The 12729-nt window shown below is 39.4% G+C and carries 14 protein-coding genes; 10 read left to right on the top strand and 4 right to left on the bottom strand.

All coding sequences use genetic code 11. From position 1 onward, the window contains the following. Positions 1-149: 149 nt before the first annotated feature. Positions 150-992: a hypothetical protein gene (locus J7E81_RS22775; RefSeq protein ID WP_215045785.1), complete on the top strand. Its 843-nt coding sequence runs from the start codon at positions 150-152 to the stop codon at positions 990-992. Between the two features lie 234 nt (positions 993-1226). Here J7E81_RS22775 and J7E81_RS22780 read toward each other — a convergent pair whose 3' ends face one another. Continuing rightward, positions 1227-2432 carry an MFS transporter gene (locus tag J7E81_RS22780; RefSeq protein WP_215045787.1) on the bottom strand — a complete coding sequence of 402 codons (1206 nt, stop codon included), beginning with the start codon at positions 2430-2432 and terminating at the stop codon, positions 1227-1229. 100 nt (positions 2433-2532) lie between these two features. Next, positions 2533-3474, bottom strand: a complete 942-nt coding sequence (locus J7E81_RS22785; RefSeq protein WP_215045789.1) for an iron-hydroxamate ABC transporter substrate-binding protein — start codon at positions 3472-3474, stop codon at positions 2533-2535. Between the two features lie 335 nt (positions 3475-3809). Between J7E81_RS22785 and J7E81_RS22790 the strand changes: the two genes are divergently transcribed. From J7E81_RS22790 to J7E81_RS22815, 6 genes are all read left to right on the top strand, one after another. Beyond that, positions 3810-4796, top strand: a complete 987-nt coding sequence (locus J7E81_RS22790; protein WP_251028827.1) for a FecCD family ABC transporter permease — start codon at positions 3810-3812, stop codon at positions 4794-4796. After that, the gene (locus J7E81_RS22795) at positions 4796-5818 is read left to right on the top strand and encodes a FecCD family ABC transporter permease (RefSeq protein WP_215045793.1); all 1023 of its coding nucleotides are present in this window, start codon (positions 4796-4798) and stop codon (positions 5816-5818) included. Before J7E81_RS22790 ends, J7E81_RS22795 begins: the two co-directional genes overlap by 1 nt. Before the next feature lie 13 nt (positions 5819-5831). Further along, complete coding sequence (locus J7E81_RS22800) at positions 5832-6656, top strand: ABC transporter ATP-binding protein (RefSeq protein ID WP_215045795.1); 825 nt, start codon at positions 5832-5834, stop codon at positions 6654-6656. A gap of 17 nt (positions 6657-6673) precedes the next feature. After that, positions 6674-7690, top strand: a complete 1017-nt coding sequence (locus J7E81_RS22805) for an NAD(P)/FAD-dependent oxidoreductase (protein ID WP_215045797.1) — start codon at positions 6674-6676, stop codon at positions 7688-7690. A gap of 69 nt (positions 7691-7759) precedes the next feature. Next, positions 7760-7900 (top strand): hypothetical protein, encoded by a 141-nt coding sequence (locus J7E81_RS22810; RefSeq protein ID WP_215045799.1) that lies wholly within the window; start codon positions 7760-7762, stop codon positions 7898-7900. Positions 7901-8104: 204 nt separating this feature from the next. After that, on the top strand, positions 8105-9229 hold the full coding sequence (locus J7E81_RS22815) for an NADH-dependent flavin oxidoreductase (RefSeq protein WP_215045801.1): 1125 nt from the start codon (positions 8105-8107) through the stop codon (positions 9227-9229). 42 nt (positions 9230-9271) lie between these two features. Here J7E81_RS22815 and J7E81_RS22820 read toward each other — a convergent pair whose 3' ends face one another. Further along, positions 9272-9418, bottom strand: coding sequence for a hypothetical protein (locus J7E81_RS22820; RefSeq protein ID WP_215045803.1), 147 nt, complete (start codon positions 9416-9418; stop codon positions 9272-9274). Positions 9419-9479: 61 nt separating this feature from the next. Next, positions 9480-9788 carry a hypothetical protein gene (locus tag J7E81_RS22825; RefSeq protein WP_374104082.1) on the bottom strand — a complete coding sequence of 103 codons (309 nt, stop codon included), beginning with the start codon at positions 9786-9788 and terminating at the stop codon, positions 9480-9482. A gap of 360 nt (positions 9789-10148) precedes the next feature. On the opposite strand from J7E81_RS22825, the gene J7E81_RS22830 reads away from it, so the two are divergent. The 3 genes from J7E81_RS22830 (at position 10149) to J7E81_RS22840 (ending at position 12562) form a co-directional block, all read left to right on the top strand. Beyond that, complete coding sequence (locus J7E81_RS22830; protein WP_215045807.1) at positions 10149-10316, top strand: hypothetical protein; 168 nt, start codon at positions 10149-10151, stop codon at positions 10314-10316. Continuing rightward, on the top strand, positions 10309-11184 hold the full coding sequence (locus J7E81_RS22835) for a proline iminopeptidase-family hydrolase (protein WP_215045809.1): 876 nt from the start codon (positions 10309-10311) through the stop codon (positions 11182-11184). The genes J7E81_RS22830 and J7E81_RS22835 overlap by 8 nt, the downstream gene beginning before the upstream one ends. Positions 11185-11353: 169 nt before the next feature. Beyond that, complete coding sequence (locus J7E81_RS22840; protein ID WP_215045811.1) at positions 11354-12562, top strand: ATP-binding protein; 1209 nt, start codon at positions 11354-11356, stop codon at positions 12560-12562. Positions 12563-12729: the final 167 nt, after the last annotated feature.

Here is a 12729-nt window from a genome sequence, read left to right on the forward strand (position 1 = left end):
GAGAGTAGGACGTTGCCAGGCATGAAAAAAGACAGCCTAAATGGGTTGTCTTTTTTGATTTTTACTAATCATGTTAGGATTTGCAGTTCTATGGTTATATAATGAAGTTATTACTTTGAAGAAAAGATTCTGCCGAGAGGAAACAGAAAATGGACATCCTTTTATCTTTTTTACAGACTTTGCTAAATAGTTTTTTAGAAATGTTTTATCTAGTAGGTGTGATTATCATCATTGGCTTAATCTTAGGAGTACTTGAACGGTTATCTAATACATATTTAGTACTTGCCTTCGGGGCAAAAGGAGTTATGGTGACAGCATGGATTGGAACACCCATTCATGAAATTGGTCATCTTATTCAATGTTTTATATGGGGTCATCGTGTTTCGAGGATCAAATTACTTCAATTAAATCACCCATCCGGTATTCTTGGTTTTGTGGAACATCATTACAATCCGAATAGTATGTATCAGCAAGTTGGAAATTTTTTTATTGGGCTAGGCCCTATTTTTAGTGGTATTGGTTCTTTGATTTTAGGTATGTATTTTTTGGTCCCAGATTCTTACTTTGCTTTTAAGACAGAATTGCAACAACGTATTAAATTTGAGCAACTGGATATTACCCTATTAAAAACGATTGTCGAATCTGTTTCGGTTATCAGTAAGAATCTTTTTACAATAGAAAATTTATTAAATCCTCTTTTTTGGATTTTTTTAGTTATTGCGTTTAGTATTTCTTCTCATATTGCATTGAGTACGGCGGATATTAGGGGGTCGGCTAAAGGGTTAAGCTCTATTTTTTTCATTCTGTTCTTGATTAATATCCTATCTAGATTACTTAATTGGGATACTTATCAAATGATCATAAAACTAGCAGGATATAATGCCTATGTCCTTGCTTTTGGGAGTATTGCTCTACTGTTTTCTTTTATTACTCTAGTTATTAGTATTCTTCTTTTTAATGCGAAAAGACTATGGGTACGATGGAAAAGTTAAGGTAAGTTCGGACAACATGAGCCCAAGATTGATCGGAGCAGTCCGAAGATGGGCGAAGTTCAGACAGCATGAGCCCAAAATTGATGGGAGCAGTCCGAAGATAGGTTAAGTTCAGACAGCATGAGCCCAAAATTGATGGGAGCAGTCCAATGTCAAAGCAAGTTCGGACAGCACGAGCCAAAAATCAATGAAACCTGTCCGAAGTCAAGGGTAATTCAGACACCATAACCTGCATCAAAATATATTCTGCTTCTGTTCGATTGCTGTACCAATCTGTTTATTTTTAGCATAAAAAATTAATGTCATAAAAATCGAAAGACTGCCAAAAACAACACACATTAATTGAAGTCCCATAAAATCCAAAAGAAAACCCGACAAAAGAAGGACAATCTGGTATGTGACCCGGTCAAGCATATTCCGAAAAGAGAAAAAACGGCCATGAAAATCCTTTGGTACTTGGGTTTGAAAGATTGTAGCAGCAGTAGGAAAAAAACAGCCAACCGAAAATCCAAATAAGAGAAAAGCAAACACCGTTACAAGTGGATTCGCGGCAAAATAGAGCAAAAGCTGTGAAAACCCAATCACAAAAGAACTGCCGAACAAGACAACGTAAGGGGATACCTGATTATTTATTTTTCTAATCAACAGAGCACCAATCATAAAGGAAACTCCTTCTGCAGCATATACCCAGCCTTTAATGGATGTACTGTCTTGAATTTCGCTTATGTTAATGACCATTAAGTTGAATCCACCAAGAAAAAGAGTAGGAACAATGGTAATTAATAAGGTCATTAAGACTATAGGAACTCTATTAATAATGGGAAATACCTGTTTAAATCCTGTCTTTTCAATTGGTTGCTTCACAAGATTAAGATCCTTGTTTTCATGAATATCCAAGAAAAAGGTAAGGATAAATAAACCAACATAAGTTACTAAAGAACCAATATATAAAATAGAAAGAGGGAGGATCACTAATAAGAAACCGCCAAGCGCTGTCCCAATAATTCGGGAAAGTGTTGACACATTCATATGAATACCATTCAATTGAAGTAAATCTTTTTCAACAACAACTAATGGCAAGGTAGCCTGCAGCGCTGGAAAGTAAAATGCTGCAGAGATCTGAAGTAAGATAAGAAATAGGACCATCCACTCGATAGCGCCAGTCGCTATCGCGATAAGCATAAAAACAACACTAATGATTCGGACAAAACCCGCGATAAGCATTACAGTCTTTTTACTTGAACGATCCGTTAGTCGACCTGCATATGGTCCAAATACTAGACCAGCTAAAATCCCGATTGTCATAAGGAGTGATTTTAAAAAGTCTGAGGGAACCTTATCTTGCATGAACTGCAAATCACCAATTATGCCGAGCCATAATCCTAAACCAGCAATAAATTCCCCTGTTAAAAGAATCCATATATTTTTGTTTCTCCACATAAAGTTTTCCCCTCATTCAAACGCTCTTTAAACTACTATTTTACCATAATTTTTTTAAATAAATAGAGCAAGTCCTAAAAAGGACTTGCCCTTCCAAGCATTATTTAGCCAAGGATTTCTCCACCGCATCAATCGTTTTTTCGCTCGCAATTAGCCCATTAATCGTCCAGAAAGATGGATCGTTCATCTCATAAACATGTTTATTCTTAACAGCATCAAGACCGTTCCAGATCGAGCTTTTACTTAACAAGTCAAGGCCAGCTTCGCCCTTCTTGCTGATAAGGAAAATGTGGTCTGCCTTAATTTCCGGTAATTTCTCAAGAGCAATGGGATCCCATTGAACTGCTGCATCGCCAAGATTTTTCACGAAGTCAGGCTGTTTGATCCCTAAATCATTATAAAGTACATTAGCACTGAATCGGTTATGCTCCATTAAGTAAAATTTATCCCCCATTACCCAGAGGAGGGCAACGGTATCTTCACCAATCGACTTTTGAATCTTCGCTTTTGCCTCTGCTGCTTTTGTATCGTAATTAGCAAGGACTTCTTTTGCTTTATCTTGCTTACTTAAAATCTGACCCATTTGAGTAAGCTGTTTACGCCAGTCAGCGCTGATTTCGTCCTTGAAAACATAGGTTGGAGCAATTTTCTTATATTCCTCATATTGTCCTTTTTGAATCGCAGAAGGGGAGCTGAAGAGGATTAAATCAGGGTTATTGCTAATCACTTGCTCAAGAGGGAGATCCCAGCTAATCTTAGGAACACCTTTTAACTCAGGCTGCAGATAATCTAATACAGTATTGCCGATCGACCATTGTGCCGCTGGCTTCACACCAAGTGCCACTAAAGAATCCTCTAGGTAGGGGGCAATGATTTTCTTTGGATTCGCTGGAATGACTACCTCACCTTTGGCGTCTGTTAATTTAACTTCCGCCGTTTTATCTTCGTTTTTTTTGTTATCTTCTGAAGAATTACTACATGCGCTTACCAAAAATAAAATTGTAAGTATAGTGAATAGGATCGTAAGGTGCTTTTTAAACATGATTTTCCTCCTTATGTATGAATAAATGTTAACTAATGCAAATGATAATCATTTTCAACTAAACAGTCAATAAGAAAATGGCTTTTTATTACACTAAATTATTAAAAATGTTTTAAGGATATTTTTGGGAGTACCATTTTATAATATGTACATATTGAAAAATATTTATCTTCACTTTATACTAGTGATAATGATTATCATTATCCTAATTGGCAAATAATAATATGTTTTACTTGCGTTAATAAGAAAGGGTGTTCCTTTTGAATGAATATGCCAAGAATCATGGTGGCGTCACAAATCATTCTAAACAGCATAAAACAAAACGGAAAACATCCCTGACAGGCTCATTCGTTTTAGTTTTCGGTATTATTTTGATTATTATCTTTATCAGTGGTTCGATTGCATATGGCGCGGCAGATATTCAACTTGGAACGGTTTGGGAAGCAGTCACACATTATAACTCAAAGCTTGCATCCCACCAAATCATCCAAGAAATCCGTTTGCCAAGGGCCATTGGAGCAGTGATGGTCGGCGCCTTACTTGCGGTTTCAGGTGCGATTATGCAAGGATTAACACGAAATCCGCTTGCCTCTCCTTCCATCATGGGCGTTACCGATGGGGCAGCGTTTGCAATTGTTGTCATGCTTTCCTTCTTTCCAACTGTCACCATTTTAGGACTAACCTTTTCGTCATTAGTGGGTGCCGGACTAGGAGTAAGTCTTGTCTTTACGATTGGCGCTTTTTCAAAAGGGGGACTGACACCTGTTAAACTGGCACTTGCCGGTGTGGCGGTTGGCTCCATGTTAAGCGCCATTTCAAGTGCATTTGCTTTACATTTTCAAGTGGCAAAGGATATGAGCTTTTGGTATGCCGGCGGGTTAACTTCCATCAGCTGGACATCCATTAAAATATTGTCCATTGCGGGACTCATTGGACTAGTGCTTGCGATGCTCATCTCTCGTTCGATTACGATCTTGAGTCTCGGGGAAGAGGTATCGAAGGGACTTGGACAAAATCCCTTACTAATAAAATCACTTGGTGTGATGGTTGTCCTTGTTTTAACAGGTGCTGCCGTATCCGTTGCAGGAGCAGTCGGCTTTATTGGATTAGTCATCCCCCATATTTCAAGGTTTATCATTGGATCTGATTACCGCTGGATTATCCCGATTTCTGCTGTATTAGGAGGTCTTCTACTAGTAATGGCCGATATTGCTTCAAGGATGGTAAATGCTCCTTATGAAACTCCTGTAGGTGCCATCACCGCGATTATCGGTGTACCCTTTTTCCTATACCTTGCACGTGGGGAAAGGAGAGGGCTGTAATGAATGTGGTTAATCCAAAACGGAGAAAATTTATCTTAACCATAAGTATTTTAGTTATTCTTACATTACTAACGTTTATGATAAGTCTTAACTTAGGGGTTGTAAGAATCGCTCCAATGGATGTCTTTAAAACATTAATAGGACAAGGTACTTCTCGCGATCGACTTGTCTTGGTTGATTTTCGACTGCCAAGAATGATTTTGTCTTTATTGATTGGTGCGGCATTGGCCGTTTCTGGTGCCATTCTTCAAGGGGTATCCAAAAACGATTTGGCAGACCCGGGGATTTTAGGCATCAATGCTGGTGCGGGTTTCACTGTTATTCTATTTATCTATTTCTTTCAAGGGTCAATGAACGATGTATCCTCAACATATGGTGTTTTTCTTTTGCCTCTATTTGCTTTAGTAGGAGCCATTATTGCGGCATTGTTGATTTATTCTATCGCCTGGAAAAAAGGAATTGATTCGGTACGTCTAATCTTAGTCGGAATTGGTGTGAATTCTGGATTTGGTGCGGCAATTGTAATCTTTCAACTGAAAATGAACCCACAAGACTTTATGCAAGCAGCGGTTTGGCTATCAGGTGATATCTGGGGGGCAAATTGGCGGTTCGTTTCAATCATTGCTCCATTAATCCTTTTAGTACTCCCGTATGCCATTTATAAGTCACATAGTCTTAACGTATTAAATCTCGGCGATCAAGTCGCAACAGGACTTGGCATAAGGGTGGAGAAGGAACGAAGAATATTACTAATGGTGGCAGTTGCGTTAGCCGGATTTAGTGTGGCTGCAGGAGGAGGCATTGCCTTTCTTGGATTAGTTGCACCGCATATAGCACGAAAATTTATCGGTCCAAAACATCAACTGATGCTTCCAGTTACAGCTGTTTTAGGTGCATTGCTTCTCTTAGCGGCCGATGCGATTGGGAAAAACGTATTAGCTCCGACCGAGATACCAGTTGGAATTGTCACAGCCATATGCAGCGCTCCCTATTTTATCTACCTACTTATGAGAGCAAAATAAAGGAGGAAAAAATGTGGTATCACTTTCAACGGAACATCTTCAAATTGGTTACGGTGAGAAGATTATTGTTGAAGACTTAAATTTATATATAAATAAAGGCGAGATTACTACGATTATCGGGGCAAATGGCTGTGGAAAATCGACGATCTTAAAAACACTGGCTCGTGTTCATCAAGCCAATTCTGGGGTGGTCTATTTGGATGGAAAGATGATCCATAAAATTCCCACAAAGGAAATAGCCAAAAAAATGGCTGTTCTTCCCCAGAGTCCAGAGGCGCCAAGCGGGTTAACTGTCTATGAATTGATTTCCTTTGGCCGTTCCCCACATCAAGGCGGATTCGGGAGATTAACGGAAAAAGACCGGAACGTTATTCAGTGGGCCTTAGAGGTAACTGGGCTGTCTACTTTTGCCGACCAAGCCGTCGATGCTCTTTCGGGTGGACAAAGGCAGCGTGCTTGGATTGCGATGGCGATTGCGCAAGAAACTGAATTATTATTGTTAGATGAACCAACCACTTACTTGGATATGGCGCATCAGCTTGAAATATTACAATTATTGGAAAAATTAAATAAAGAAGAAGGCCGGACGATTGTAATGGTTATCCATGATTTAAACCATGCAGCTCGTTTTTCTCACCATATGGTCGCTATGCGTGAGGGGAAAATGGTCAAGGAAGGGACGGCAGAAGAGGTGATGACACACGAAGTGTTAAAGGTAGTTTTTCACATAGATGCGGAAATTGTGGAAGATCCGAGGACCAAAAAGCCTGTCTGCCTTTCCTATAATTTACTTAATAAAGAGACACAGTCGGAGAACCAAAAAGCGTTTAGCTTTTAGAAGTGGATGGGGATACTATGAAACTTTATGATGTAACAATCATTGGCGGCGGCCCGGTCGGTTTATACACCGCATTTTACTGTGGTATGAGAGAAATGGAAACCAAGATTATTGAATATCTTCCCTATCTAGGGGGGAAGGTTTCTTATTTTTATCCAGAAAAAGTCATTGGTGATGTGGGTGGAATTCCTGCGATTACAGGGGAAAATTTAATAAGACAATTAGAACAACAAGCAATGACTTTTCAGCCAACCATCGTTTTAAATCAACAGGTGAAGGAATTGGACAGACTTGAGGATGGAACTTTCCTATTAACAAGTCATAACGGTGAGCAGCATCATACAAAAACGATTATTTTAGCGACCGGATTTGGTGCAATTAAAAATTCTGAACTGGACCTCCTAAATGCGGACAAGTACGAAGGAAAATACCTCTATCATACCTTTGAAAACTACTTAACCTTTCAGAACCAACATGTGTTAATTTATGGCGGGGGTAACTCTGCGGTAGAATGGGCAAACCGATTATTACCGATTGCGAAACAGGTAACGGTTGTTCATCGAAGAAATGAATTTTCTGGAATGGAAAGAAATATCTATAATTTGAAAAGCTCAAAGGCGGACATCTTAACACCTTACATTCTTGATGCTTTACATGGCGATGAAGCATTGCAAAGTGTAACGGTTAAACATATCAAAACCGAAGAAACAATGGAAATTCCTGTAGATGCAGTTCTTCTAAATCATGGTTTTTCCATCGAGTTAGGTGAAATTAAACAATGGGGTTTACAATTTGAAAACGGAAGTATTAAAGTGGATCACTCGATGCAAACGAATATTGAAGGAATCTTTGCTGTAGGTGATATTGCAGGATATGCCAATAAACTGCATCTCATCACTGGAGGTTTCTTTGAAGGTCCTACGGCCGTGAACAGCGCCAAAGCCTACATAGAGCCGGAAAAAAAAGTAAAGCCGATTTTTTCAACCACTCATACTAAGCTTCACCGCTTACGAGAGACCGGAAATACAAATTAATTTGATGATTATTTTTTGAAAAGGTCTGCAAAATAAGAAAGGGGAATGTCAAACGAAGGAGGAGTTTCAATGTCAAAAGATAAGCATACACCTTCACCAGAAGTGGATCAAAAGAAACTTTTAAATGATAAAGTAGAAAAAGCTCGTCAAAATAATTTTGAAGACGATCACGTTCGACGTGTGACACCTAATGGGGCTCAGGGCGAATAATCATTCAAAAAACTGATACTTAATGAAATGCAGAATGTCATGTTAATGATATTCTGCATTTTTCTTTCCTTTCTGGGTATATATTTAAGTGGAATGGACCTAAATCAAAACCGGTAAACTAACCTTGTTGTCCATGAGTATGGTTAGGAAGGGTTTAGCCGGTAAAGGGGCCAACTAGAGAAATGGGTTAATTAGGAGGATACTATGAATTCAAAATATGCACCATTATTCGAGTCGTTTACGTTTCCGAGTGGAGTGGAAGTGAAGAACCGGATTGTTATGGCTCCGATGACGAATTTCTCATCTAATCCCGATGGAACGGTAACGGATGCAGAAGTAAGCTATTACGCCAGACGTTCTGGCGGAGTGGGGATGGTTGTGACCGCCTGTACCTATGTAACAGCCAATGGAAAAGGGTTCCAAGGCGAATTTGGCGGTGACAGCGATGAATTAATCCCTAGTTTACAGCAGCTTGCGACAGGTATTAAGGAACAAGGAGCGAAGGCCGTTTTGCAGATTTTTCATGGCGGCAGACAATGTCCGCCTGAATTAGTGCCAAATGGAGAAATCGTTAGTGCTAGCCCTGTTCCGGTTGAAGGAAAAGGAAAACCAGTACCTAAGGAATTGACGGATCAGGAGATTGAAGCGATTATACACGATTTTGGTGAGACGACTCGCAGAGCAATTGAAGCAGGCTATGATGGTGTTGAAATACACGGGGCAAACGGCTATTTGATCCAGCAATTTTTCTCGCCTCACACCAATCGCCGTGACGACCGCTGGGGAGGAAGTAGCGAAAAACGGTTAACCTTTCCATTAGCAGTAGTGGATGAAGTGAAAAAGGTGGCGGCGGAACATGCGAAGGACCCGTTTATCATCGGTTATCGTTTTTCACCAGAGGAGCCGGAAACACCAGGGATCACGATGGCTGAAACGTTCGTATTAATTGATGCGCTTGCCAAAAAAAATCTTGATTATCTTCATGTCTCCCTACAGGAATTTTGGTCAAAACCAAGACGCGGTGTAGAGGATTCGCGTTCCAGAATTGAAATCATTCAAGAACGGGTCGGTGACAAGGTTCCCGTCATTGGCGTGGGATCCCTCTATACAGCAGATGATGTGCTAAAGGCCTGCCAATCAGGTGTACCATTCATTGCTATGGGCCGTGAACTGATTATTGATCCGGATTGGGTTCAGAAGGTAAAAGAAGGACGCGAAGCAGAGATTGAAACAAAAATAGATAAAAGTAAACAGCAGGAATTGGTCGTTCCTGATCCTCTTTGGCAGGCCATTATTCATTCGCCAGGATGGTTCCCAGGAATTGAGTAAATCAAAGGCATCCCAATTGTTGGGATGCCTTAAAAGAGTGCGTTAAGAATATTGGTTTTCGCTTTCCGTCTCATTGCTATTAATCATTTCTTTAACATCCTGTGAAATTTTATCAAATGTTTGATTGACTCTATTTAAAATTTCCTCATTGTCTGTTGTACCCGTATTTGGTTGATTGTTTTTTTCCATATTCTTCACCTCCATTCTTATCGTTTGTAAATGATCGAAAGTTTATGACAATGAAACACAGTTATTGTTTATACTCTGCGCTGTATGAATTTTCACCTGCATGGACTGATAATAAAGTGTCGGCATAACCAACTAATCGATTGATAATTTCATCTGAGATTCCATAGACAAGCAGATGCTGGTCTTTTTGATGCAGAGCGGGATCATCAAAAATAATGGTTGTATTAATAAAGATTTCTTTTGTCCCCAACAGATTGTAATGGATGATGGCTTTCCCTGCAGCTCCGCCAGTTACGGGATCTTTAAAGTGAGGTAAAAAGATATACCATTCTTCGGCAGAGGGGGAACGGAAATTCTTTGTATAGACCATGCCTGATATTTCATCCTCTATCTTCTTTTTGGTTTGCAAGCTGATTACCTCAACAACATTATCTTCCAAGCAAATTCCTTCTTTCTATTCCAAAATAGCTATTTCTTACCTTTCCCCACTTTTCAACATTCGTTACATAATAATGGAAAGGAATTATCAATAAATTGTAGAATAAAAAGATGAAGAGAATTTTAACCGGCGGAGGTAGTGATTTGCAGGTTTATTATTTTTTGGAGGATATGCTCTTGCTGGTGTTATTTGTTGGAGTGGGTCTTCTGTTTGGAATTGTTGGGTGGCGAAAAAACAGTATGCTAAAATGTATGGTGTTTTTGTCATTTTATCGGAGTGATCATTAGTGGATTGTTAACTTATGATGTCAGTCGTGAAGATAGCAGTAAAGGAATTGCCATCATGATCCTCTATCCACTCTTTGCCGGAGGGGGCTGGTTGATTGGCTTATTTATCGGTAAAGCAAAGGATCGGCAGGGCAGCAGGAAACAGATGGTAGGGAGAGATTACCATGTATAAAGAAGGATTAATTGACGTAACTGGAGGAAAAGTTTGGTATCAACAATTTGACGAAAACTGCCAGGGAATACCATTACTTGTCTTACATGGCGGGCCAGGTTCATCCTGTTTTTCATTACAAGGATTGAAGGAACTTAGCAAGGAACGCCCTGTTATCTTATATGATCAATTAGGCTGCGGTCGCTCTGACCGGCCAAAGGATGAGAGTTTATGGCGAATTGAGAGATTTGTAGAAGAATTAGGTCAAGTGCGGACAGCGCTTCACCTTAATGAAGTACATATTTTAGGTCATTCCTGGGGGACCACGCTTGCTAGTGCCTACGCTTTAACAAAGCCCGCCGGAGTAAAGAGCATTATCTTTTCAAGTCCCTGTCTCAGTGCACCTTTATGGGAAAAAGATCAAAAGCGGAACCTTAAGCAACTTCCACTGGAAGTACAAGAGACGATCAAAAGCGCGGAAGAAAATGGAACCACTGACTCTAAAGTATTTGAAGCAGCGATTGAGGTGTTTAATAAACATTTTGTAAATCGGTTAGAGAAAAACCCGGAGTGGCTAGAGAAGAGACCTAAGGAATATCGGAATGCACAAATCTATAACATTATGTGGGGCCCGTATGAATTTACCGTTCTTGGTAATTTGAAAGAATTTGACTGCACTTCACAGTTAAAAGAGATTTCCTGTCCAACCTTGTATACCTGTGGCCGATTTGATGAAGCTACACCAGAAACTACCGAATATTATAGCCAACTGACCCCACACTCACGGTTTCATGTGTTTGAGAAAAGCGCTCATATGGCTTATATTGAAGAATCAGACGAGTATATGCGAATCATGGGGGATTTTCTAAACTCGGTCGACCGTAAATAGGAATCTTAGGTTATGAACATGGGCAGCTTGATGGACTCAAGCTGCTTTTGCACGTTGACAACTTTCGAAAAAATTAGCTTATTTTAAAGGAAAGTGTAACTTTTTGGCGAATATACACACTAAGAACTATTCATTTAGAACTATAACATTCATGAGGGTATGAAATGAAATGAAAAGAAAAGGGCAAGTTATACTAGTTTCGATTTCCATTCTCTTTACCATTTTTCAAAAACTTACCGATCACCACCCTTTTTTCACGCTAGACTTTTTCATTTTTACGATGATTGCTTGGATTGTCGGATGGCAATATGATAAAGCGCGCTACTATGAGAAAAAAGCAAAAGCCAGTGAAGAGAGCTATAAAACATTAATCGATTCCCTGCCGCAACCTGTCTATATTACCCAGAATCATCACTTTCTTTATGCCAATCTAGCTGCTGTACAGATGGCAGGTTTTGAGCGAAGGGAGGATATGATTGGGAGAAATTTACTGGACTTTATTCTTCCGGATTATAATGATCGTTTTAATGAACGACTTAACCAGGTAAAGAAAGAGAAAAGTGCTGTTAACACAATGGAATACAAGGCAAAACGAATAGACGGGTCTACATTTTTTTTCGAAGTCACCTCCTTATCCATTTCCCTTGGTGGTAAAGATGCCATTTTATCGATTGGAAAAGATATTACCGCTCGAAAGGAACAAACGGAAAATCTGTTACAGAAATCGGAGAAATTGGCCTTGTTAGGCCAGATGGCTGCAGGCATTGCCCACGAGATTCGTAACCCACTTACTTCGATAAAAGGGTTCATCCAGTTATTTAAGGCACATCAAATAAAGGACGAATACTTTGATATTGTCTTAGCGGAGCTTAATCGAATTAATGCGATTGTCGGTGAGTTTCTTTTTTTAGCTAAACCAACAGCGGCGGTATATTTGGATCACGACCTAACAGTATTACTAAATGACGTTGTGACCTTAATTAGTACCCAAACGATCTTAAATAATGTGGAGATCGCCGTCGCCTACGACGGTAATCTTCCAAAGGTTAGCTGTGAAGAGAATCAATTGAAGCAGGTTTTTCTTAATCTATTTAAAAATGCCATTGAAGCCATGCCACATGGTGGAACTATCGAGGTTAACGTGAGGAAAAAAGGAGAAGGACAAATCTCTATTGTAATAAAAGATGAGGGAGTGGGAATCCCAAAAGAACGACTATCCACTCTTGGAGAACCGTTCTATACCACAAAGGAAAAGGGGACAGGACTTGGCCTAATGACTTGCTATAAAATCATAGAAAGTCATCATGGGATTCTTGATATTCAAAGTATAGTAAATAAAGGGACTACGATTGAAATTACTTTACCTTCAATCGCTTAAATCAAATTTCACCCAGATAAGCATGATAAACTAGTTGAAAATACATACGTGATTTGTTAAGCAAAGTGAGAGCTCCTTAGGATGGGGCTCTTTTTATTAATTTAAGCCCCTTTTACTAATAAACTTAATCGATATTTTGCTATAATGGTAAATGCGCCTATTTTTAT

Origin of the sequence: Bacillus sp. ISL-18 (assembly GCF_018613415.1) — a bacterium.
GTDB lineage: Bacteria > Bacillota > Bacilli > Bacillales > Cytobacillaceae > Neobacillus.